We start from the raw sequence: 22,994 nt of genomic DNA, 5'->3' as shown, positions 1-22,994 counted from the left end.
ACAGCAATGAACCTTGGCGCTTGTTGGCGAATTCCGCCCCGGCCGCCCCACTTACCCCGATATTTTCAATGGGCAATTCACCCGAAGAGGGGGCGCGACTCGGCCTGATGTTATGTTAGCACTTCCCTTCGGGCCCCCACCGGGGTATGCTTAACGTTGGATTAATCTAGGCTTTGTGTATCCAGGCCCATCATGGCGTTGAGCACCAAACAGGTTGGATCGGCATCGGCGGCGGCGTCCAGTGTGGCGGCGGCGACGGCCCGTATCGGCCATGGCGGACGCAATGTGGCCTCGTCCACCCGGCCCGATGTCGAGCGGCTCGATTACGCCCAGCACATGGGGCTGAACGAGGAATCGATCCTCCGGTTCCAGCAGGAAAACGGCGTCAATCCCGATGGCGGCCGCCGCCAGGGTAAGGACAAGGGCGGCTTCGCCCCCCAGACCTCGCTGCGCATCTTCGAATACGGCACCGACACCTCCGAGGACGGCAGCGATCCGACCTCGTCCAGGATCTTCCTCAACGACGTCCTGCGCGGCGTCGGCACCTATGAGCAGAACATCCGCATCACCTCGCCCGGCTCGGTCAAGCCCGGCAGCGTGATGAACTACCTGTTCTGATTTCCCCCAGGCTTTAGGCTCAGGCGGCGCTCTTCAGCGTCACCACCTTGGATGCGTCCGCCCCGGCGGGCTCCACGGTGACGGCGCCATTGTCCAAATCCATCCAGGCGTCACAACTGGACAGCGCGATCCAGCGGGCCTCGTCCGCACTGTCGGCGCTGACCTCGAGCACCTCGCGCCGGGCCACGCCGCGGACGATGGACACAAGAAATTTCGGCATCTCGGGCCTCCTTCACGGGCGGCGACATGCCGCGCCCCACCGTTTTGCCCGCTTTCGCGGTACATGTGGTTCCCGAAGATCACATCCCCGCCATGCGGAAATGCTGCGATGCACAAATGTTGTGGCGCGAAACAGCGCCCGGGCTATTTCTCGCGGCGGGCCGCCTGGAATTCCCGGGCATCCAAAAGCTGTTGCTGTTCGGGCGTAAGCCGCTGGCCGCCCGCCTTCGCCTTGTTTCCACCGAAAAGGGCGCCGAGAAGATAGAGCCCTCCCCCCACAAGGGCGATCAACACTCCGCCCAAGGCGAAAACGCCGAACAGCACCTGAAGCTCGCCGGCATCGGTCATCAGCGCAGCCCCGGCCAAACCCAGCCCGAACAACACGGCGGCGACGCCGAGCAACCGCATTATGGTCTTCACCACGAGAACTCCCAAAGAATGCCCAACCAGAACAGGCCGTTGCCCAGCAGCAACGCGGCCTGAACAACGACCACGGCCCTGCGCCCCCGCCCGAGAAGACGCAGGATGAGCGACACAAACATGGGGATGAGCAGCAGCACCAGGGCCAGACCGGGCCAGACCGCGAACGGAGTCGGCTGCGGCTTGCCGGAAAACACCAATGCCCCGCTGATCAGGAAGGTCATCCAGACGGCGCCCAACGTTGCCGCCGCGCTCAACAACACAATGGGCCACGAGTGGATCATTCCGGCGAATTTACCCGCCGCCCTCTCCTCTCCAATGGCCATTTCCCCCATCCTCCCGATCCTATCCCGGGCGAAAACATCCCACTGCCTCCGGCAGACCGCAAGAGCCTCGATGGCCCACCGGGCAGCCCCCCCCCCTTGCGCCGATTAAAGCGGATCGCGGTGGGGCGGCCTGGGTTCGGCCGGCACGGGGGGCGACCTGAGACCGGAGTTCCCTCCGGTTATGGGGGGAGTCCCGTGTTGTTTTGATGCCCGAAGCGGGCAGTGATGACAAGCAGGGCTGCGGTCGAGACCGCCCGCATCACCTCTACCGGATGGCACTGAGCTGGACGCACCGATGGCGGCCAGAAGCACGGCGGCACGCCCTCAAATGAGTGACGTGCCGCCAGAAGTCTAAGCGACCTTCTTGGCCCTGAGGTAGTTTGCCAGCTTGCCGTCCTCCATCTGGATGTGGTTGGTGAGCCAGGTCGCAACGTACTCGAACATCTTGGCCGCCGCCGTGGGGTCGCCGCTCTGAACCGCGCTCTTGTGGCTCTTGGCGCGATCGAGGAAGTCGCGATGATGGCGGCGGTGCTCGTCCAGGTGGGGATAGCTGTTCCGGCTCATCACCTCCTCTTCCTCACGGAAGTGATTTTCCATCACGGTGTCGATCAGGGTGATCATGCCCTGTCCCGCTTCGGCACCGTTACCCTGGGACATTTTGACGTACAGACGGTTCACCTCGTCAAACATCTCCCGGTGATGCCTGTCGATAGTGCCAATCCCCATGTTCAGGGCGTTGTCCCAGTTCAGAAGTTTCACATCCGACTGGTCGGAGCGAACTTGGTCCAGGAAGCGCCCAACCTCGGCGCGAAGGAATTCGGACTGCTGGGACAGGTCGGTGGCTGCCGAATGAATCTGCTCTGCCGCCGCCCCTGTATCCCTTGCCGCCTGCTCCACGGTCACCACACTGGAAGAAACTTCGGCGGTACCTGCCGCCGCCTGCTCCACGTTACGGGCGATCTCCTGGGTAGCGGCGGCCTGCTCTTCAACTGCCGAGGCGACAGAGGCGCTAATCTCACCCATCTCGCTGATGACCTTGGTGATGCCGTCGATGGCATGAACGGCATTGTTGGTGCCCTCCTGCACCGCCTTGATCTGAGAGGCGATCTCTTCGGTGGCCTTGCCGGTCTGGGTGGCGAGGTGTTTCACCTCGTTGGCGACCACGGCGAAGCCCTTGCCGGCATCGCCGGCCCTGGCGGCCTCAATGGTGGCATTCAGGGCCAGCAGGTTTGTCTGGCTGGCGATGTCGTTGATCAGGTTGACGATCTCACCGATCTTGTTGGCATTCTCGGACAACGCCCGAATCTGCACATTGGTGTTGGTGGCCTCATCCTGGGCCCTGCTGGCCACGGATTGCGACCGCTCCACCTGCTTGGCGATCTCGGTGATCGACGATGACAGTTCCTCGGTGGCGGCGGCGACGGTTTCCACGTTGGCCGAGGCCTGCTGCGAGGCCGATGCTACGGTGGTCGCCTGGGCGCTGGTCTCGGCGGCGGTGCTGGCCATCTGGGTGGAGGACGCCTGTAGCTGGGTGGCGGCGGAGGTTACCGTCTGAATCACCTTGCCGACGCTACCCTCGAACGTATTGGCGAGTTGGCGCATGGCGGCTTTGCGCTCCGCCTCGGCACGGATTTTCTGCGCCTCCTGCTCGGCCTCCATTTCTTTTACGCGGAGAAGCCCTTCCTTAAACACCCCAACGGCTTTCGCCATCTGGCCCAGTTCATCGCCTCTTTCAACGCCAGGGACCTCGGCAGACAGATTGCCAGCGGTCAACTGCTCCATGCAGCCCTTGATGCCATTGACTGGACCGGTGATTGAACCCGCAATGACAAAGGCGATGGCGGAACCAAGGGCGAGAGCCAAGCCTCCAAGTATCAAGCTGGTGTTGATCTTTTGACTGGCATTCGCCTTGCCCCTTTCATACTCCTCCTTGGCAATTCTCTCCTGCAGCTCGATATTGGCAACAATCTGATCATCAAGGTACATGAACTTCTGTAGCACAGGCCCATTTGCCAGGGATGTCGCCTTGTCGAGGTCATTTGCCTTCAGGAGTTCGATGACCTGGTTTTTTGCAGAGAGATAATCCGGAAGTGCTGCCTTGATCTTGTCAGCAATGATTTTCTCGTCTGGCGCAAGTTCTGTTGTGAGATAGGTCTTCCACTCCTTGTTTATAACCTCTTCCGCATCGGCAATTTGTGCCACCATGGTGGCGTCATACGCATTCATATCGAGCATCTTAAGAATGCGCACCCGAATACGGAAAAGGTTCCGCTGCATAGTTCCCAATTGGACAAGGCAAACCGTCCGATCCTCGTAAACCGTATGAAGGCTATTTAAGATACTCGACATACCGCTCCGTCCGAGAAATATCGTAGTGACGAGAGCGATACAGAGTACTCCGGTCAGGATCGACAGGCGCATAGAGATGCGGAGATTGGATAGTGACATGCGGCCCTCCCTGTTTGCCGGGGAATCGTCGGCCGACCCCCAACCCGCCATATCTTAAGTTATAGATATTCTACATCATACGGCATGCATCTCAGCCCTTGATTTCAGGCAGAATGAAACAAAATGTTGTGCCACCGCCTTCACCTCAGGCGCACCGGTGGCCAGCCTCTTTAGGGCAACCTCCTCCCAAGCATCGGGAGCGTTTGCCGGATTCAGAGGCTTGAGGCTCGTAATCCGTCCATGCGCCACATACCCCCGCTCCATCAACTGCCGCATCACGTATGCAGGGTTCATGAGGGTCAGCCGCTGACCATTCGTCGTTTCAACATCACGAAGGGGGACCTGCAGAAATTTATTCGGCGGCGTCCGTTCCGTTGGGGGGGGCACATAGACACCACCGTGGGAGGCGGCCCATCTTCTGAAGCCAATACTGATCTTGGCACTGACCCGCGCCTCATTGATCGCCATATCAATGGCCTGCCGATATCCGGCCTGCCGGCCAATCCAAAAGGATAGGGCGACGGCAACGCTCCACAACGCCACCGCCCCAACCAAGAGGCCGCGATACGCAGAAATTGAGCTGATCACTAGACAAAAGATGGGGAGATTCACCCCGCGCCCCAAGATGCAATATAACACGCATACATCCTACGCCATATGCGCATATTCACATGGCGATATCACAAAAACCACCGCACACACACCTTCGTATATTAAGGGGCTCGAGAGAAGTTGGCCGAAGCAGCTTGCCCGAATCGCCACACTCCCGGCACACCGCGCAACCGGTAGGGTTCGAACCAACGACCGAGGCCGCTGCGAGGGCGTTGCTCACGTCAGCACCTTCCCCCTTCCCACCATCGCGCGCCTGCGCTATAAACCTCGCCTCTCGTTCTACCCGAGACCCGCGCAGCCGTAGCTCAGCTGGATAGAGCGCTGCCCTCCGAAGGCTCCCGCCAGTATTCGTGCAGCGAACAAAGAACTCCTGGCCACCTGCGACTTTCCCACTCTTCAAACTGATCTGCCAGTGGCGGGAGTATCACTGGCGGCACAAATCTGGCGTAGCCACTGGACTTACCCTTGGCCCCGACCATCGCGGCGTCCGAGAATAGACTCATCGAAAATCACCGATGAGGATTATGACGATGGCTACAATTCGAAAACTCCGTGGTCGCTGGCAGGCTTCCGTGCGACGGAAAGGGCTCAAGCCCCAGGCCAAGAGCTTCGACAAGAAGTGTGACGCGGAACGGTGGGCTCGCGAACTGGAAAGCGAGATCGACCAGCGCGGATTCATTCCCGACACCAAACCGGCCGAGACCATGACCCTGGCCGACCTGATGCAGCGCTATCTGCTGGAAATCACGCCCAGAAAGCGTGGGGCTGCGGTCGAATCCGATTACCAGCCTTCCGCTCACGCCATCCTCGCCGCCGTCTACATTCCCGACGACACCATGAGGCCCGTTGGCCATCGCCGCAATAGCGCTTCGACAATAACCTCGGCCAAGCCATTGGCAGCGTCACTGGGCGATGTTTCGACGGAGGGGGCTGCTCGGGCATAGGGGCGGTGAAATCGTCGCCAGCGACCGCCTGGCCCAGCCAGGATGAGGGCGGTAAAAGTGAGCGACATTCTCACGTTGGCGCCTGACGGAATTTTACCTTGCACAAGCTAAAGTGAAAAAAGTCAACCGCTCGAACTGCAACAATGTCTCCCTAACTTCACACCAACTTCACCAGTTTTCGGCACTGTAAAAATGCATTATACGAAAAAGTCACTATCAGTAAAAACTCACTTTTAAATTGCTTGCAGCCCCACTTCCAATTAATAGTACATATTTAGCGATCATATGTTATAATATATGCTCACATTCAATGATGGAGTCTTGTTATGGACCAGTTTTTCAAGGATGCCGGCAGCGATGAGAAGAAGGATCTCAACTTCAAGGTTCCGCCTAACTTTCACGCCGACTACAAGGCGTTCGCTGCGCAGCATGGCGTTCCGATGTCGGACATCCTCTACCGCTCGTTCCAACTCTTCCGGCTGTCGCTTATCTGGACCCACTGATGGCAGACACGGCGAATCCTCACCGGACACACGGCTCAGGTCTTTGACCTGGGCCGTTTCCTTATTCGATGAGCCTCTACGACACTGGTCAGACCAACACTACGACGGCCAGAACTATCGATACCTACTTATCGATCAAAGCCTCCGTAACGGCATCCATCACCGCCCCCCAATCCCCCAGTCTCGGCTGACGGAACAGTCGGGCGTTGGGATACCAGGGGGAGTCTGTGCGCCCCTGAAGCCAGCGCCAGTCAGCGGTTGCCGACAGCATCATCCACAGCGGCACCCCGAGGCCTCCCGCCAGATGGGCGGGCGCGGTGCAGGAACTGATGACCAGATCAAGGCTGGCCATGATGGCGGCGGTGTCCTCGAAATCCTTGATCTCGGGTCCCAGGTCGATGAACGAGGCGGGCAGGGTTAGTCCATCCAGATCGGCACGGGCATCGCCTTTCTGGAGCCCGAACACCGTGACGTTGGGCACCTGCATCAGTGGCAAGGTCTGAGCCAGCCCAGGCGAGCGCCAGGTGTCACCATGGAAGTCACGACGCCCGCCCCAGACCAACCCAACCGCCTTGGTGGTGCCCGCCTTGCGACGGATGATCTTGCCCCAGCGCCCCACCAGATCGCGTCTGGGGGTGAGATAAGGAATAGTCGCGGGGATGGTGTCGAGGCGGGTCTTGAACGCCCTGGGCAGCGACAACAGCGGGCATTGCACATGGATGGGCTCGGAGGGCTGCTCCTCACGGGTGATCAGCACGTCCCAACCCGGCACCCGTGACGCAATGCCCTTCAAGTCCTTGATCACCTGGAAGATCACCCGTGCCCCCCTGGCCTTGACCAGCGGCAGGTAGCGGATGAATTCCAGCGTATCGCCGAAGCCCTGCTCGTCATGGATCAGGATAGTCTTGCCCCGGATGTCCTCGCCGCTCCATTGGGGGGCATCGACGAAAGTCCGTTTCAGCACCTTGGTGCGGGGTAGATCGTAGCGGCACTCGTAGAGGCTCCAGCCCTTGTCGTACTCGCCGCTCTCCAGCAGGCTCTCGGCGTGCAGCAGGACGGTATCGACGTTGGACGGATTATCCTTCGCCGCCCTGGCGATCTCGCGCCGCCACTCGGCCCAGCGCCCCGAGGCGCGCAGCATCAGGGCATAGTTGGCGCGGCATTCCGCATGATCGGGTAGGAGACGCAGTCCCTCGGCATAGGCGTCGCAAGCCTCTTCGACTCGCACCTGATTGCGCAGCGCGTTGCCCAGGTTGATCCATACCGCCCCGAAGCTGGGATCGATGGCGATGGCCTTGCGACACTGGGCTTCCGCCTCGGAGTGACGCTTAAGGCCGTTGAGCGCCGCGCCGTGATGGCTGAGAAAGGATGCGTCGTCACCACGCAGTGACAGGGCCGTCTCGATCTTCTCGGCGGCGATGTCCCACTTCTCCACCTGGAGGGCGATGACGCCCAGCAGGTGATGGGCGTCAGCGTTGTCGGGCTCGCATTGGACGATCCGGGTATAGATCCACTCCGCCCCGCCTAGATCGCCCTGGTGGTGCATCTTCTGGCCCAGCGCCAGCGCCTCGGCGGAAGAGAAGGTGACAGCCATTTACTTGATCGCTCCCAGACCCTCGGAGAGGCCATTGACTGACACGGGCATCTGCAACACGTCTGTCCGCCCAAAGGGGACGATACCGATCACCATACCCTTGGCGTCCTTCATAGCCTTGAGCGCGGCATCGTCCAAGCCCGCCGCCATGCGGCAGCCCTCAGGGGTGCAGGTCAGGGCGCGCAGATCGACCTGGGGTCCGGGCTCGATCTTGGCCGCCGCGCCCAGGGTAAGGTCGAGGCCCAGCGGCACCTCGGCGACGATCATGGGTTCGGCCTTTGGACCCAGCTTGCCGATGCGGACCAGCAGCAGGCGCTGGCCGCCCTGCACCATCTGGTTCTGGAACAGATGACACGCCTGCCCCTTGGCCTCGGGGCGGGGCTCGCAAGCCACCCGCCAGTCGCCATAGGCTTTGCCCTCCTCGGCGGCCTGGACGGTCATGGGCAGCATAGCAAGCAATAAGGGCAGGACGACACGGCGCATGGTCACGGGTTCCGACAGGAGGGAATGGGGACAGGCCAAACGCTTTCCCAGCCGTCATCGTGGCTGGCCTTGGGAATTCGGATGATGGAGGCGCATCGCGCCTCCCCCAGACGGGCAATGAAGCCCTCGGCGATGAGGGGCGGCACCACTTTGTCATCGCCTCCCACCAGATGGGTCTGGGGCAGATGGGCAAGGCGTGGTGCCACATCGATGGGGTTGAGCGAACCGGGCATGGCCGAGACCCCGTGATGACGGTTGATACCCTCGCTGTCCAGATTGCCCGCCACACTGCGCAGGCTGAGGATGTCGGAGCGCCGCGTTGCCATCAGGAGTGCCACCGCCGCCCCACCGGAGTACCCCACCAGATGAAGGCGGCCCGTGGTCTTGATGCGGTCCAGCCCCGTGCTGGTGGCTGTGATGACCTCCTCAGCAAAGCGGCGGTCGGTCCAATAGGCCATCTTGCAAGCCGAGCCCCAACTGTACTGACAGGGCCGCGCCAGATAGGCGACGTTGGGCGATCGGTCGAGGACGGCCAGCCTGAGGCCCATGGGGTAGCGCGGTGTCGGGTCCAACGATGGCTCCGAGCGCGACCGCCACGCCGCCCCGTCGCCCTCCACATAGACCACCATCGGCTGGGCCGGATCACGGACCCGGACATAGGCGGTGAGATCGAACGGCCCGGTCGCGATCACCATGCGGCGCAACCCCGCCGTGGCCGCGATGGCCTCGGCCGTGGCGGTGCGGTCCTGCGTGGCGCAGGCCGTCAGCGATGTCGCCAGGGCGGCGAGGACGAGGATATGCAGGCGAGCGATCACGCTCAGTAGCTTAACCGCACTTCCAGCTTTCCGGTATGCCCCACATAGTCGGGCCTGATCTCGGCATCGTAATTGCCCGCCACCGAGACATCGCCCTTGGTCAGGAAGGTGAGCCCCATCCCGATATTGGCGGCATCCCGGATCGGCTTGGCTCCGGTGCTGGTGAAGCTGGAGCCGCCTGCCGCGTAGGACGAGGTGGTGCTGGCCGCCTTGGTGTCCATGAATTCGCGCATCCACTGGAGACGGAATTCCGGGGTCAGCTTGCCCTCATCCAGAGTGATGGGCTGGGCCACCTTGGCTCCCAACCCGCTCCGCAGCGAATTGGTATGGCTGTCGGGGTTGGTCAGGTTGGAGCCGCCGCCCCCGGTCTCGGTATAGCCATTCTGATTGAGACGGCTGTAGGTCAGCGAGGCGATGGGGGTCAGGACCGTGTTGGTGGGCAGGACGAAGGGGTAACCACCGTCGATCTTGGCCACATACTGGTTGGCCGCCCAGTCGCCATTGGCAACGGCGGAATAACCCGTGAACTGGACGATGCGGCTGGCTTTGTAGAGGTGGCGGGTGTAGCCCAGCGCCGCCCCCACGTACCAGGGCGAGCCCTCGTAACTGCCGTACAGCGTCCCGCCATAGGAATTGACGCGGGTACCGCTCCCCGTGCTGCCCCCGGTTTCATCTACCCGCGTATTGGCGTAGGACAGCGCCAGACCGACGCGGGCGGCATCCAGGACCTGGACATCAGCGCCGAAGGCCGCACCCGAGCTGTCCGAGCGATAACCGTCGGTCTCCTTGCGCCGTCCCTGCATGGCGGTACCCGCAAAGCCCTGGACCCAGACATCCAGACCCTTCATCGCCTCGCCGGTGGCCACGCCGGTGCCGCCGCTTTGCGCCAGACGAACTGAGTCCACGCGCCCTCCGACAGCCCCCAAAACACGGTTAAGCGCCCCCATGGCCGCCTTGGTGTTGGCGCCCGTGACGCTGGGCGCCAGCTTCTTCGCCGCCGCGTTAATGGCATCAGCCGAACCAAGGTTATTGAGTGCGGTCTGGAGGGACAGCATGCCTGCGTCCGAGCCAGAGTAGTTGCTGGGACCCGAGACCACGGTGGAGGCCGAACTGGAGACGCCGGAGACGGAACCAAGACTTGTGACGCTCGCGGTGACATAAATGTCGCCCGCCCCGATACTGGAAACATTATAGGCGTCTGTCACTGCTCCGCTGGCGACAGTGGCTGTCCAGGTAATGCGGGCTGAAGTGTTGGTGACGCTGATGGTGCCACTATTCGTCGTCGTGCTAGATCCATGGGCATTCAGAACCAGAAACTTATCACCGTTCTGAACAGTATAGCCCGACACCGTCGGCGTGATTGTCAGCGTGCCGGTGTTGATGGTGTTGTTGACGTTGGCGGAGCTGAAATCGATCTTGCCGTTGGAACTGGCGCCGATGGTGAACTTCACCGTCGAACTGGCCGCCTGATAGAAGCCGCCGCCGTTCACGGTGGTGCCCTGTCCGGTCAGGGTATAGGCCCCGACATCCAGGGTACCGCCGTTGAGGTACAGGCCCTGGGCGGTGTTGGAGGCCATGGTGACATTGGTGGACAAAGCGGTGGTGCCACCGTTGAGGCGAATCTGGTTGGTGTAGAGGCTGTGCCCCACGTTGACAGTGCCAGAGCTGATGGTCGTCGTCGCCAGATAGCCCGAAGCGCTATCGGCGCCAATCTGGCCACCCGTGGTAAAGCTGCTACCCGAACCGGGGTCAAAGGAAAGGTTGGTCTTGTTGGCAGTCGCAGTAGTGATCTTGCCGGTGATGGAGCCTCCGGTGACGTTGATGGTGCTCCCCCCCGTTCCGCCCTTCATGGCGATTGCAGTACCGGATGAAGAGCCCCCGGTAATAGTGCCCCCGGAGATGCTAATTGCTTCCGTTTGAGAGGCGGAGCTGGACGTCGAGAAATCGATTGCTGTTGCGGTTCCAGACTGGCTAATAACACCACCAGCTATTGTAACTGTTATGTTTTTTGGCCCTCCACCAGATCCACTGAGGATTATGCCAGATGAATTTCCGCCACCACCGGTAATGGTTCCGGATTGGTTCGAAATTGTTGTTGGTGAGTTTGTCACGCCCCCATCATTGATATTTATGCCGGGACCATACACAGATCCGCCAACAATTGTTCCGCCATTATTTCTTACTACGAATGTCTCTGATGTTGCGCCCTGCGCAAGTAGAATTGCGCTTTGGTATGATCTGTCCGTTGCGTCACCACCATTACCACCTCTAATAATGCCACCAGAGTTATTTGTTACCAACCATGTATTCGCTGTTCCTGCGGACTGCAGATAGATACCATACCCATAGCCTCCCGCCGCAATGCTGCCGGAATTAGTAATAGTACCACCAACGGAACTCCCTTGGGATTGGAACAATATACCAGTGCTGGCCGTTGTGGTGATAACCCCGGAATTGTTGATCGACATTGTGCCACCACTGACTTTACCGCTAATTGCGGCATCGCCAGTGCCGGTTATGGTGCTTTGATTGTCGATTACGGCATTGATGTTGCCTGTAATCGTATATGCTGGACTGCCCGAGTTCGCGGACGATACCGTTGTCGTTCCTGATGAATTGATCGTGACCGTCCCCGCCTCGGCACTCGCCACGGCGGAGAGCAGCGCCAAGGCCGAGACCGAACCCGCCAGTGCAAAACGCTTCGATACAGACATGCTGCCCCCTCCTTAGCTCAGGCGCAGCTATAAGAGGCTTCCATCCTCTCTGTCGTCACCCAGATGGGTGATCGCCATGCCAATATTCGCCTGATCGATATAATCCGCCCTATGAGGTCCAGCTTCCGGACCAAGACACATCACCCTTCTGGCGACGCGGGCCACCCCCAACTCAGTTCCATCGGCGAGGCCAGACAGATGGAGACGTGCCTGGAATTCAGTATTCCAGAACCATAATTTAGGTAACACAACCTAGGCAGGCGTCTCAAGTAACGGTTTGCGACGCAAAATCAACCGTGCAGGGCATTCTCCGACAGGCACAATCAAATCGGGTAGGCGGCCAAGCCCTCGCAAGTAGAGTGCTGGCTCTGGGCGCCGGAGCCGCTATCCAGACGCCTTCAACTTCCCCGCCACACCTCCGGCACACGGCGCAGCCGGTAGGATTCGAAACTACGACCGAGGCCGCAGGAGGCTTGCTCGCTTCAGCGTTTCCCCCCTTCCCAGCCAAGCGCCCTTGCGCTATAACCCTCGCCTCTCGATCACCCGAGACCCGCGCAGCCGTAGCTCAGCTGGATAGAGCGCTGCCCTCCGAAGGCAGAGGTCCTGAGTTCGAATCTCAGCGGTTGCGCCAATTTCCTCGCATTACCAGCCTCCGGGCTACAACGGGGCTACTCTCCGCGCTAAGACATGGCCTGATTGACGGGCAACCGTCGAGAAGGATATCGTCATCGCTGGCGCCGAAGGGAATAAGCCCTCTCCCTGAATGTCGGTCGGGCGTGATGTTGCACCGACAGGGCGCTACATGGAGCCGCAATGCTGATTCCTACCGGACGAACAACCTACGCCATCGTTCAACACTGAGCGGGATTGCCTCGCTCAAGTGGCGGGGCTGGCGTAGCTCAATCTGGTAGAGCAGTCGCATTGTAAGCGAACGGTTGCGGGTTCAACTCCTGTCGCCAGCACCAACTTGACTCCCCCCAATCGAATGGCGCACTGTGTGCTTGCGTTCTATTTGCCGCTCTGTCTCGGTCTGACTCTGGCCTTGCTGTCGGACCGTCCCGCCGTTCATAGCCTGCCAGAGAGCTATGTTGGGGAATGCGAACCCCTTTAGGATGCAACGCTGGCGTTGGGGGTGAAGACCCTTCCCCCAAGCAATGGCAGTCACGGTTAGATACGGCTGTCGCGTCAGCACCAAAAAGCCCCCGACCGCAAGGCCGGGGGTTTTGCTTTTGGCCTGATTGACTTCCACCGCCCAACAGGATTAGCGTTTCCCTCGGCACGGTAATCAGCAGAAAGGCTCTCTGCGGGTATGCCCTTAGGGGTATCGAACCGATGGAGGAAAGGAGCGCCCTCCCACCGTGCCAGCCATCCTTTTGAGACAGTGATGGCGACAAGGAGAAAGCGCGATGCTCTTCCGAAGCCTTTCAATTTTCTGCATTGTGCTGGCGCTAAATGGGTGCGCAAGCCGATCTGAGAAGATAGCGGCAACATGCACGAATTACGGCTTCACGCCGGGCACAGCAGCTTTTATGTCTTGTGTTGATTCTGAAAACGCCCGAATAAACGCCATTGCTGGGGCGCTGATGGGGTATGGATCGACTATGACTCAGCAACAGCAACAGTATGACATACAGCGCAATCAGCAAATGCAGCAGCTTGGCCCAAAGGGATATTGTATTAATAAACCAATTGGAAATGGCCAATATATGACCCAGTGCTACTAGGACATGTCATTTAACTCTTGTTAGCACTACATATCTTCCAGATTTTGCCGCTGCGCCCGCATCGCCCGGTTTAGCTCCTTCACAGCCTCACGGAACTTGAACCAGCCACCGCCCTTGTAGCCGTTGCGAGCTACTTTGGCCTTCCCCTCATCGGTCTTGGGGCCTGTGGACTTTTCCCACGGGCGCCATTTCCTTATCGCTTCCGCCTGCTTTGCCCGCCGTTCTGGTGTCCAGCCATTCGCCATCGGTTTCATGCTCCAAAAGTTTGGATTGACGGGATTTCAAGTTTTCCGCGCCCGCCCGCGCATGCGCGTATTGCGCACCAACGCCATTGTTCACCTGTTGCGGCCCGCTGGTGATATTGGCCTGTTTCACAAACGCCACAGCCGCACGCGGGTTCTTGATTTCCGAGATTGTCTCGACGGTGCAGCGGGCTTGGCTCTGAGCCTTGAGCGCCAAGCGCATATAGGTTTCCGTCGCTTGCAGATGAGCCCCCATATTCAGCGCCGCCCGCCGTGCCATTTCCATGAAGATGGCATCCAACGCCGTGGCCTGAGCCACCAGCATGGACTCAAGGTCGCTGGTATCGCCCCCTCGGACCTTGCCCGCCTTCTCGCCCAGAATGGCAATGCACTCATTGATGTTTAAGTCCCCGGCAAAGCCCTTGCCGAAGGTCTGCGATGTGTAGGCATTGAGGGCAACCGGCGACAGGCCGATTTCGGCGAACAGCCGCTCATGGCTTTTGTCCCCATCAGGCATCACCCGAAGGACACCCGCATCGTTCTTGGGTTCCGGATTCTTCTTGGTCATGGCGCGCCTTCTCCAGGTTCCGCATTTACCGACCACTCGGCATAGGCGGCGCGGGCTTCGGCCTGCCGCCCCTCCATCCATTCCGCCCAGCATCCGGGGTGCAACCACACATGACCGGCGGACTTCCCGCCGAAAGGCACGATGGCAGCACCATCCGTCCCTTCCTTGCCGCATAGACGGCAGATGCCCGGATCGGTGGGCGCGTGGATGGCATCCAAGTAGCTGGTGATAAAATGCGCTTCGGATTTCGGCTTCTCCTCGGTGCGTTTGCAAACCTCTGCATTTTCCGGTGTCATAGGTGTCACAGGTGTCACAACAGCCGTGAAAGCCTTATTTTCTGCCGCTTTCAGGCATGACACCGGGTGTGACACCTCATTTTTGACCGGTGTCACAGGTGTCATGACATGCGGGGTGCCCCACTTAGCGAAATGCTCAAACATTGGCGGGGCCCTCCCCATCAGCTTCAAGGAAGGCGGCGGCGATGTGGTAGCAGCGAACCAGCCCCATGCCGGGAAGGTTCTTGCGAATGGCTGTCTTGCCCCCGGTCTTGTCGGGCACGATGAAGCCTCGGGCGACCATCTCCTTTGCCATCATCGAACTATCCAGCCCGGCGCAAAGCTCGGACTTGAAGGCACCTGGCAGGACGAAGAATTCCCACCGCCCGTCTGCGTCCTGCTTGCGGAAGCCGACACGGTTGATAATCCGCACCTCGCTGGTATCGGTGCCGATGGGCTCAAACCGCGCCGATCCGTGCGCCTCAAGGAAGCGGCGGATTTGGGCGAGGCCGGTATCAACCTCGGCAGCACCGGCACCGCCACGCCGCTCAAGCCATGCATTAAAGCAAGTTGCGGCAGCCCTTGCGGCCTCGCCCACCTCCCACGGCAGGATGCCGAATACGGTGGCAAGTGTTCCTGCCGCCGCGATAAGGGCGAACCGACCGGCCACCGAAAGCACCTGTCCGGACGCATCCTGGGGAACGTGGGCTTTGATAAATTCTGCCCGTCCCTGGCTCACGGCAGCCGCGATTTCATCCGGGTCAATCTTGGATAGCTTGCGAAGGAATGCACGGCACGGCTCACCATAGTTCCGGGTGCTGGCGTCCTTGATATGACGTGACAGCGCCTCGGGGGTGGGCAGCCCATGCAATTCCTCGAAAATGCCCATACCGGCACCAGCATCGGCGGGAACGTCAACAAGTCGGACTTCCTGCCCGGCCTTGGGACGCTTCCCGGCCTCGTTCATCTTCTCGGCAAGGGAAAGCTCCCCCGTAGACAGAAACAGCAGGCGCCATTGCGCGGGCTTCCTGCCGCTGCCATCACGGCGGGCGCGGCTCTTGCCGCCACCATTGGCGAGCATGTAGGCGGTTTCGCCCACAATGCGCGGGTCAATCTGGCCCATCTCATCCAGGCACAGCAGGGCATCGCAATGACCTTCCGCCGTGCCCTCAAGGCCATTGTCGGTGGCTCGCCATGTGCGGATGAAGCCGCCCACGCCACCACCACCCCAGACACTACCAGCGGCCCGGAGAATGGTGGTCTTGCCCGCTCGGCTGCGTCCCACGAAGTTGATGCCGCCGCTCTCCTCCCCGGCCAGATACAACAGGGGCGGAGCGAAGGCCGCCGACAGGGCCAGCGCCAAGCGGCTGTTGCCGATGGCATAGCGGGCTAGGCTCTCCTTCCAATCGTCCAGGCTGCCCCGGACGTTGAAAGCATGGTCCGGCCCGGCCAGCGATTGCAGCAACACCCGCTCGCCATCGGTCTTGCCGAAGGTTTCGTTGGGCAGCACGAAAGCCCGGTCATGCCAGCCGATCCGCGTTACAGCCCGTGCCCTGGCCTCGGTCTGAACAGATGCAAGGAAGGCCGTCAGCTTGTCTCGCGCACCCTTGCCAGGGGCGACATACAGGCCACCATCCAACAGCAGCTTGCGGGCGTCGGCACCATCACCGGCCAGCATGGCGCGAGCCATCGGCCATTCGTGGGGCCGCCCGTCATGGTCATGCCAGCGGAGCAACACGCCCCAGGCGTTGCCGTCCACATCGCGGGTTTCGGCCAGCACCTCGAACGGGCCGGACAGCTTTTGGGCGGGCTTGTCCGCGTCGTTGGGGTCTTGCCAGTAAAGACCATCGGCCCGCATGGAATAGCCGAACGGCATCGAGGTTTCGGCCTGCCGCTCGAAGGGCTGGGCTCCATTGAGCAGCGCCAGCAACTCGGCATCGTCATGGCCGGGCGGCACATCGTCCGCCAAGTCCCACGCTTCGGGGAAGTCGGGCGGCACATCAACGATAGCCACAAACACCGCCCCGGCCTCGCTGGTAGCCTTTGCCACGGCGTTAGCATAGTCGGCGCCCGCCTCATCCTTATCCGGCCAGATAGCCGCCCGGCGCCCCTTGAGCGGGGACCAATCGGCCTTGCCCGCCGCCTTGCTGCCACCGGGTGAGGTGACGACAACATAGTCGGGGAAACGCATCCCGGCTGCGTCGGCGGCTTTCTCGCCCTCGACCACCAGCACGGGCGCGTCCAGGCGGGTCGCCAGCTTGTTCAAGCCGTACAGCGGGCGGAGAGCCGGAAAGGATTTCCAGCGCCATTCGCGCTTACCTTCCGGCCCTTCGCAGTAGGTCAGGGGCAGCACATCCTTGCCGCCATCAGGCAAATCGAAACGCACCGCCAGCCCCAGCAAGTGGCCCTCGGCATCGAGGTACTTCCACCATGCGGTGGGCTTGCCGTGACGATGGCGCGGGAAGGCGCGGGGCACATCATCCGGCACCGGCTGAATGGGCGCCCATTCCTCTTTGGGCTTGGCCCCAGCCGATCCGGTGGAGGCCAGTTCCTCGGGCGACAGTTCTTCGAACATCGCGGCCTTATTCATGGGACGACACCCCCAGCATTTCGGCCAGCGAGCGAGCCGCTTCAATCTGCGACAGGCCACAGAGAAAGGCGGCGAGGCTCACCACATCGCCGCCCTTGTCGCCCGTGGCGAAGTCCGCCCACTGTCCGGTTTCGAGATTGACCTTGAAGGAACCGGGCTTGCGGTCGTGGCGGCGTGGATTCCGCACCACCCACTCCCGCCCCTCCTTCCTGCCGTCCGGCAGCCACCGCCCAAGCAACACGGGCAGGGCGACCAAGGCGGCATTGTTCACCGCCTTGAAATCCGTCCGCATGGCCGCTACCCCCGGAAAACATCAAGGATGATGGTCGCCAGTACATAGCGAGCGTGCTTGCCCGGATACGGGCCGCCATGGTTTTCCCACACGGTTTCGATATCCAGGCCCATCTTCCGGAGGTTATGGACATAGGCCGACCAACGGGGACCGGGGGTGTCAATCGGCGTGCAGCCCTTGCTCCCCGCTTTGTGCAGATGGTCGAAGGCCCACAGGTCACGGCCCGTCAGTCGGGCGGATGCGTGGTCGCTGATGGTTTCAAAAACCACCGTAGCAGCCTGCTTATGCTTAGCCATTGGCTACCTCCTTGCTTTCGGAGGTGCTGGCATAGGTGTTGGCTTCGGCCCACGCCTCAATATCGGCGGGACGGTACAGCACTCTCCTGCCGGCCTTCACAAAGCGGGGGCCGGTGCCGGTCAGGCGGTGACGTTCAAGGGTACGCTCGGAAAGGCGGAGGGCTTCCGCCGCTTCGCGCTGGGTAAGATAAGTGGACATGGCAGCCTCTTGCGTCGTGGAGCCCCGTTAGGCGGGGCATGACGTAATGAGGCGTCGAAATCGGTGCGGATTGAGCCTGTGAAGGGTTCACGGCAAGGTGGCGAGATGGGTCCGACCCTTGCGATTTATTCCGCCATATCAGATGGTTAATGGGCCTACCCCTTTGTTATTCTGTCCGGCTTGTGATGCCCCCCTTTCTCATCGTCAGGATGACGGAGAAAAGTTGCCATGTAGCGCTTCTTCTCGCTGGAGATTGGCCCAAGGCCGGTAGGCCAATTTTTCTCCAGCCAATCCTCAACTTGCTTTTTCGGCATCCTCACGGCATCGGAAAGGCCAAGCGCCGAAACCGCTTGAAGCATAAATCCGAGATAAGGCGGGACATAGACCGCATCACCGGATGGCTGCGGCGCGGGATGAGTCGCTGGTTTTCCGGCAATCACGGCCTCAAGCTCATCTGCGCGAATGAGGATTCGGCCCTTTATTTCACTAAAGTGCGGAGCAAGCCCCACCTGAACACTTCCTATGCCACTGGCAAAGAAGCCTCCCGCACTATCTGAGGCCCAAAGGTTATTAGGAATAGGGACAAGATGCCCCGTCTCGGCGTGCAAAATATGTGATGGCAAAATTCCAGAATAGAGAGCATTTGAAATTAGCTCACGAGTCTTCGCCATTGCACTTGAATTCAAGCCACGCCATGCCTCAACCCGTTTAACAGCATCTTGTTTTATCGGTAGCGAAACAACACTTCCTTCATCCGTTGGCTGCATCGCAGCCAATTTTGCCTTATGGACGATGGCGGAAACCTTGGCAGCTTTCAGAAGTTTCTCATACCGCTCCATCTCTCTAAAATCTTCGTCCGAAGGCTTGGAGGGGCCGATGGTCGGGCCAAAGGCTAATTCAGCCCACCTGCCCACAGCAGCAGACAAAGGCAGATAGCCCAAGGGAATGAAGTTGCTCATCTGCACACCCGCATGTGCTGCCCGTATTGAATGGATCGGCGCGGCGGCCCGGTACGGGTCCGGGTTTTCGGCGGCCAAACCTAGCCGCGCCAATGGCTACTCTATCCCAGGCATTCAGGCGTGACACCTGTGACACCGGAAGATTTTCGAGGTGTCACGAGCATCATGGGCGCGAGAATGGCGGATTTATTGGCCCTTCTCCCGCTTGTGACACCTGTGACACCTGTGACACCGGGAAATACGAAAATGCTGTTTTGGTACTCTGCGCCTATGCGGCGCGGCTCATGGCTTCACCGCCTGGCCATCACCGAATTCTGCGTCAAGACCAGCTTCGATGCGGTCGGCCATGCCACTCAGGACATGCCCCAGATACCAGACGGTCTCGCCCTCGATAACACTATGCGTCGCCTCCATGTGCTTCATCACATTGGCTAGGCGCTTCAGGTCGCGGATATCGCCTTCAACATCATGAATGCTCTTGATAGGGCGGCTCATCTTGCAGCCCTCCCACTCTTGCCCAATTGCAGCGCGGCGCTAATCTTGGCATCAAGTATCATGACCATATCCCCAAGCATGTCTGTTGCGGCAATGTCTCCGACATAACGGGGGAACTGGTTATTTAGATGCATCCGCTCAATTTCCATCTCAGCAACCGCCAAGCGCAAAGCCGCTTGCGATGTGATAATTCTTTTAACAGCCATATTCCGAACCTCCATTCGGTTTGCGGTCAGGGCTGGCGGGGTGCTGCAATCACCCCACCGGCCCGCTCTATGCCCGGTACCGCCGGGCGCGTCGGTTACGCCTTTCGCTTGGCATCTTGAATGTTCGTTACCTCGGCAGAGGGCTTGCCGCTCATGGCCGCCGCGATGGCGTTTCCAATCCGATCCGCTGCCGCCTTCACAGGGTCATTCCCCAAGTGGGCATAGCGCTGTGTCGTCTTGGCGTCTCGGTGGCCTAGCAACGCGCCAATCAGCAAGAGGCTATCGCCTGCCGAAGCGCCAATGCTGGCGAACGAATGGCGGAGGTCGTGAAGCCGGACACCCGGCAATTTGGCCTTAATGCGGATTCGCTCCCACACTTTGGGAAGCCCAACCAATGCCGCGCCTACCTTTTCACCAGGGAAGACATAAGGGTTCTTCTCAAGGCGCGGGATGCTGGCCAGCAATTCGAGGGCAGGGGCGCCCAAAGGAATGGCCTTCCTACCGGTCTTGGAATCCGGCAGACGAAGATAGCCGTAATCCCCATCCACCCATTCCCAGCGCAGCCCTAGCACTTCCGATTTGCGGGCGCCGGTCAGCATGAGCAGGCGAATTGCGGCTATGGCCACAGGGGATTCCGCCTCATCAGGTGCCTTCGGAGCGGGGCCGGTCTTGCCAGAATCAATCCATGCTTGGCGGGCATTTTCATGCTCATGCCACGCCGTCTCAGCCTGCGTCAGCGCCGCGCCAAGCCGCTTAAGCTCTTCGGCAGAAAGGAACCGCTCGCACTTGTTATCGGCATAGCGCTGAACACCCCGAACCGGATTGTCTGCCCGAATGCCCTGCCCGACAGCATATGAGAAGATGCCACCCAGCAGGCCCACGGTGCGGCTGGCGGTGCCCTGGCCACCCTCTACAATGGCGCGGCCACGCTTCCGGGTTTTCACATCCGAAGCCGTCTTTCCTGCTGCCACATCTTGGAGGAAGCGCCGCACATCATCGGGGGTAATATCCCGAACCCTCTTGCGGCCAAGAAGCGGCTTAATGTGCCGCTCAATTCGCCCCTTATCGGTGGCGAGAGTGGATGCCTTCTTGGGCTTGCTGGCTTTGGTCAGGACGTGCCCAGCCTCCACTGCCTCAATGTAGCTGTCGCACAGGTCAGACATGATAATGCCCGCCGTGCGCTCCGCCTTCTTGGCTTCCACTGGATCGGTCTTATCTTTTGCCTGCCCAAGAAGCTTTATGGCCTCATCCCGCGCCCCATCGGGGGTGAAAGGCGAGCCGTGCTTGCCAATGCTGAACCAGCGTTGGCGCCCCTGGAAGACGTATTTCAGGACATAGGTCTTGGTGCCGTCCGCATTCACCCGAAGCCCGAAGCCCCTAACCTCTGTGTCCCAAATCGTGTAGCGCCCGGCCTCTGGCTTGGCGGCCTTTACGGCTTGCAGGGTTAGTTTGGCCTTCATGGTCGTATCTCCGTTCTGTAGCCCTGGCTACATCTGGGCTACAAGGCTACAGAGTACGCTTGTCGGTTTGGGGTGTCTAGAGTCTGGATAAATGGCTTATAATCTGGCTTTATGTCGGCACTTGGCGGTCTACGTGATTGCTCACCATAGCCCTCCGAAGGCAGAGGTCGTAGGTTCGAATCCTACCGGTTGCGCCAATTTCTTTCTCAATCATCGCCATACCGCGCCGCTCAGCCCATCAGCCTGTGCTCGAGCAGGTAGACCGCCGCCCCGGCCAGGTAGCCGGCCAGCGCCAGTCCGCTGATTCGGCGCACGTACCAGAAGAAGTGGATCTTTTCCAATCCCATGGCGGCGACGCCGGCGGCCGAGCCGATCACCAGGATCGAGCCGCCGGTGCCGGCGCAATAGGCCAGGAACTCCCACAGGAAGTGGTCGGGCGGATATTGCTCCAGGCTGTACATGCCCATGGAGGCCGCCACCAGGGGCACGTTGTCGACCACCGCGCTGGCGATGCCGATGATCATGACGATGACATCCTGGCGGCCGATTACCCGGTCCAGCCACTGGGCCAGACTGGTCAGGATATGGGCATGCTCCAGCGTCGCCACCGCCAGCAGGATGCCGATGAAGAACACGATGGAGCTCATGTCGATGCGCGAAAGCGCATGGGTCAGGGTCAGGCGCGCCCGGAAGACGTCGTCCTTGTTGCGATGCAGCAGGTCGCCCACCAGCCAGACGATGCCCAGCCCGAACAGGATGCCGAGGAAGGGCGGCAGATGGGTCACCGTCTTGAACACCGGCACCGCCACCAGGATGCCGAGGCCCAGGAAGAACATCAGGTTGCGCTCGAACTGGGTGGTCCGGGCATCGGCTTGCGCCTCGCCATCGCCCGCCGCGCGGGACACCACCTCGCGCCCCCGCAGGGTAAAGGCGGTGATGGCCAGGGGGACCAGCAGGCTGACGGCCGAAGGCAGGAACACGCCGGTGATGATGGCCAGCGTGGTGATCTGGCCGCCGATCCACAGCATGGTGGTGGTCACGTCGCCGATGGGCGACCAGGCGCCGCCCGAATTGGCGGCGATGATGATGATGCCGGCGAAGAACAGCCGGTCGTCCTGGCGGGCCAGGAGCTTGCGCATCAGCGACACCATGACGATGGTGGTGGTCAGGTTGTCGAGAATGGCGCTGAGAAAGAAGGTCACGCCGCCCACCAGCCACAGCAGGGTGGACAGCCTGGCGGTCCGGATGCGCCGGGTCACCACGTCGAAGCCGTTATGGGCGTCCACCACTTCGACGATGGTCATGGCCCCCATCAGGAAAAAGATGATCTGGGCCGTGGCCATCACCGATTCACCCAACTGGGCGCCGATTGTGGGCGGATCGCCCAGCGACACGGCATAGACGGTCCACAGCAGCCCGGCGCCGACCAGGGCGGACGCCGCCTTGTTGATGCGGATGGGGTGCTCCAACGCAATGGCCGCGTAGGCGAGGACGAAGATGACGGCGAGCGCGGTCAGCATGCGGCGAACCTCCCATGACGGAAAAGAGCGACCGTCCGGCACCAATGACCGGCGGACGAAGCGTGCGATGAGAATGGAGAGCGGGCGGATGGCGAGAACGCGGGCGTGACGGCTCCCGTGCGGCGGCCCGACCGACACGAAACCTGCCTGCATGGTCACGGAATTCGCGCAGGCACCCCAGGGGACAAACTACACGTCCCCGGCCCGGACGGCAACGCGAACCGGACCGGCCAAAATGGAAAGCCCCCGAAAGCCGTCTGGCTCCGGGGGCTTAAATGGTGCCCAGGGGCGGATTGCGCTCCAGCAAGGCAAAAAGTCAGCAAAATCAACGGTCAGAGCAGCTCCCCGACTGGGGCGTTTGTACCACCAATTTGGACCACAGGCAACCACGCCAAGGGCACCTTAAAGGTGTGGCCTTCCCGATAAAAATCACTGAAAAATGTGAGCGGGCATCAACGATCCAGGGATGCGC

24 protein-coding genes and 2 tRNA genes are annotated in these 22,994 nt (G+C 60.7%); 6 read left to right on the top strand and 20 right to left on the bottom strand.

The features are described 5' to 3' along the window. Positions 1 to 192: 192 nt before the first annotated feature. On the top strand, positions 193 to 618 hold the full coding sequence (locus tag WV31_RS05175) for a hypothetical protein (RefSeq protein WP_085372567.1): 426 nt from the start codon (positions 193 to 195) through the stop codon (positions 616 to 618). Between the two features lie 19 nt (positions 619 to 637). Here WV31_RS05175 and WV31_RS05170 read toward each other — a convergent pair whose 3' ends face one another. The 5 genes from WV31_RS05170 to WV31_RS05150 form a co-directional block, all read right to left on the bottom strand. Further along, positions 638 to 838: a hypothetical protein gene (locus WV31_RS05170; RefSeq protein ID WP_085372566.1), complete on the bottom strand. Its 201-nt coding sequence runs from the start codon at positions 836 to 838 to the stop codon at positions 638 to 640. 143 nt (positions 839 to 981) lie between these two features. Continuing rightward, complete coding sequence (locus WV31_RS05165) at positions 982 to 1,245, bottom strand: hypothetical protein (protein WP_085372565.1); 264 nt, start codon at positions 1,243 to 1,245, stop codon at positions 982 to 984. Between the two features lie 8 nt (positions 1,246 to 1,253). Next, a complete protein-coding gene (locus tag WV31_RS05160) occupies positions 1,254 to 1,583 on the bottom strand; it encodes a hypothetical protein (protein WP_085372564.1) in 330 nt (109 codons plus the stop codon). A gap of 351 nt (positions 1,584 to 1,934) precedes the next feature. Further along, the gene (locus tag WV31_RS05155) at positions 1,935 to 4,031 is read right to left on the bottom strand and encodes a bacteriohemerythrin (protein ID WP_168185853.1); all 2,097 of its coding nucleotides are present in this window, start codon (positions 4,029 to 4,031) and stop codon (positions 1,935 to 1,937) included. A 75-nt stretch (positions 4,032 to 4,106) separates the two neighbouring features. After that, positions 4,107 to 4,643 (bottom strand): c-type heme family protein, encoded by a 537-nt coding sequence (locus WV31_RS05150; RefSeq protein WP_237051499.1) that lies wholly within the window; start codon positions 4,641 to 4,643, stop codon positions 4,107 to 4,109. Positions 4,644 to 5,215: 572 nt separating this feature from the next. Here WV31_RS05150 and WV31_RS05145 point away from each other — a divergent pair. Together WV31_RS05145 and WV31_RS21970 are read left to right on the top strand one after the other, a co-directional pair. Then, positions 5,216 to 5,587, top strand: a complete 372-nt coding sequence (locus WV31_RS05145) for a hypothetical protein (RefSeq protein WP_145980756.1) — start codon at positions 5,216 to 5,218, stop codon at positions 5,585 to 5,587. A 326-nt stretch (positions 5,588 to 5,913) separates the two neighbouring features. Beyond that, on the top strand, positions 5,914 to 6,090 hold the full coding sequence (locus tag WV31_RS21970; protein WP_011385628.1) for a hypothetical protein: 177 nt from the start codon (positions 5,914 to 5,916) through the stop codon (positions 6,088 to 6,090). Between the two features lie 124 nt (positions 6,091 to 6,214). Here WV31_RS21970 and WV31_RS05140 read toward each other — a convergent pair whose 3' ends face one another. Genes WV31_RS05140 through WV31_RS05125 form a run of 4 tightly spaced genes read right to left on the bottom strand, consistent with a single transcriptional unit; the run spans position 6,215 to position 10,832 of the window. Next, entirely contained in the window at positions 6,215 to 7,684 is a 1,470-nt protein-coding gene (locus tag WV31_RS05140; RefSeq protein ID WP_085372561.1) for a tetratricopeptide repeat protein, read from the bottom strand. Then, positions 7,685 to 8,167 (bottom strand): invasion associated locus B family protein, encoded by a 483-nt coding sequence (locus WV31_RS05135; RefSeq protein WP_085372560.1) that lies wholly within the window; start codon positions 8,165 to 8,167, stop codon positions 7,685 to 7,687. Positions 8,168 to 8,169: 2 nt separating this feature from the next. After that, on the bottom strand, positions 8,170 to 8,982 hold the full coding sequence (locus WV31_RS05130) for an alpha/beta fold hydrolase (RefSeq protein ID WP_237051498.1): 813 nt from the start codon (positions 8,980 to 8,982) through the stop codon (positions 8,170 to 8,172). Between the two features lie 2 nt (positions 8,983 to 8,984). Further along, positions 8,985 to 10,832, bottom strand: a complete 1,848-nt coding sequence (locus WV31_RS05125) for an autotransporter family protein (RefSeq protein ID WP_168185852.1) — start codon at positions 10,830 to 10,832, stop codon at positions 8,985 to 8,987. 1,418 nt (positions 10,833 to 12,250) lie between these two features. On the opposite strand from WV31_RS05125, the gene WV31_RS05120 reads away from it, so the two are divergent. The 3 genes from WV31_RS05120 (at position 12,251) to WV31_RS21460 (ending at position 13,420) form a co-directional block, all read left to right on the top strand. After that, positions 12,251 to 12,327: transfer RNA gene (locus tag WV31_RS05120), tRNA-Arg, on the top strand. Positions 12,328 to 12,584: 257 nt separating this feature from the next. Beyond that, positions 12,585 to 12,661, top strand: a tRNA-Thr gene (locus tag WV31_RS05115). Between the two features lie 441 nt (positions 12,662 to 13,102). Further along, positions 13,103 to 13,420: a hypothetical protein gene (locus WV31_RS21460; RefSeq protein WP_145980755.1), complete on the top strand. Its 318-nt coding sequence runs from the start codon at positions 13,103 to 13,105 to the stop codon at positions 13,418 to 13,420. 147 nt (positions 13,421 to 13,567) lie between these two features. On the opposite strand, the gene WV31_RS21455 is transcribed toward WV31_RS21460, so the two are convergent. From WV31_RS21455 to nhaD, 11 genes are all read right to left on the bottom strand, one after another. Continuing rightward, complete coding sequence (locus WV31_RS21455) at positions 13,568 to 14,230, bottom strand: hypothetical protein (RefSeq protein ID WP_145980754.1); 663 nt, start codon at positions 14,228 to 14,230, stop codon at positions 13,568 to 13,570. Then, the gene (locus WV31_RS21450; protein WP_145980753.1) at positions 14,227 to 14,670 is read right to left on the bottom strand and encodes a hypothetical protein; all 444 of its coding nucleotides are present in this window, start codon (positions 14,668 to 14,670) and stop codon (positions 14,227 to 14,229) included. The genes WV31_RS21455 and WV31_RS21450 overlap by 4 nt, the downstream gene beginning before the upstream one ends. Then, entirely contained in the window at positions 14,663 to 17,095 is a 2,433-nt protein-coding gene (locus WV31_RS05105) for a DUF927 domain-containing protein (RefSeq protein WP_085372557.1), read from the bottom strand. Before WV31_RS05105 ends, WV31_RS21450 begins: the two co-directional genes overlap by 8 nt. Next, on the bottom strand, positions 17,088 to 17,387 hold the full coding sequence (locus WV31_RS05100) for a hypothetical protein (RefSeq protein ID WP_085372556.1): 300 nt from the start codon (positions 17,385 to 17,387) through the stop codon (positions 17,088 to 17,090). The genes WV31_RS05105 and WV31_RS05100 overlap by 8 nt, the downstream gene beginning before the upstream one ends. Before the next feature lie 5 nt (positions 17,388 to 17,392). Beyond that, positions 17,393 to 17,683: a winged helix domain-containing protein gene (locus WV31_RS05095; protein WP_085372555.1), complete on the bottom strand. Its 291-nt coding sequence runs from the start codon at positions 17,681 to 17,683 to the stop codon at positions 17,393 to 17,395. Continuing rightward, positions 17,676 to 17,882, bottom strand: coding sequence for a helix-turn-helix transcriptional regulator (locus WV31_RS05090; RefSeq protein WP_085372554.1), 207 nt, complete (start codon positions 17,880 to 17,882; stop codon positions 17,676 to 17,678). Before WV31_RS05090 ends, WV31_RS05095 begins: the two co-directional genes overlap by 8 nt. Before the next feature lie 155 nt (positions 17,883 to 18,037). Further along, a complete protein-coding gene (locus WV31_RS21445) occupies positions 18,038 to 18,841 on the bottom strand; it encodes a hypothetical protein (RefSeq protein WP_145980752.1) in 804 nt (267 codons plus the stop codon). A gap of 282 nt (positions 18,842 to 19,123) precedes the next feature. Beyond that, on the bottom strand, positions 19,124 to 19,336 hold the full coding sequence (locus WV31_RS05080) for a hypothetical protein (RefSeq protein ID WP_085372552.1): 213 nt from the start codon (positions 19,334 to 19,336) through the stop codon (positions 19,124 to 19,126). After that, positions 19,333 to 19,542, bottom strand: coding sequence for a hypothetical protein (locus WV31_RS05075; protein ID WP_145980751.1), 210 nt, complete (start codon positions 19,540 to 19,542; stop codon positions 19,333 to 19,335). The genes WV31_RS05080 and WV31_RS05075 overlap by 4 nt, the downstream gene beginning before the upstream one ends. A 95-nt stretch (positions 19,543 to 19,637) precedes the next feature. Beyond that, on the bottom strand, positions 19,638 to 21,002 hold the full coding sequence (locus WV31_RS05070) for a site-specific integrase (protein WP_085372550.1): 1,365 nt from the start codon (positions 21,000 to 21,002) through the stop codon (positions 19,638 to 19,640). A 230-nt stretch (positions 21,003 to 21,232) separates the two neighbouring features. Further along, a complete protein-coding gene (gene nhaD / locus WV31_RS05065; RefSeq protein WP_085372549.1) occupies positions 21,233 to 22,522 on the bottom strand; it encodes a sodium:proton antiporter NhaD in 1,290 nt (429 codons plus the stop codon). Between the last annotated feature and the right edge of the window lie 472 nt (positions 22,523 to 22,994).

The organism is Magnetospirillum sp. ME-1 (assembly GCF_002105535.1).
Lineage (GTDB): Bacteria > Pseudomonadota > Alphaproteobacteria > Rhodospirillales > Magnetospirillaceae > Phaeospirillum.
The sequence above is the reverse complement of the archived record's forward strand: the minus strand, read 5'-3'. Positions and strand labels throughout refer to the sequence as shown.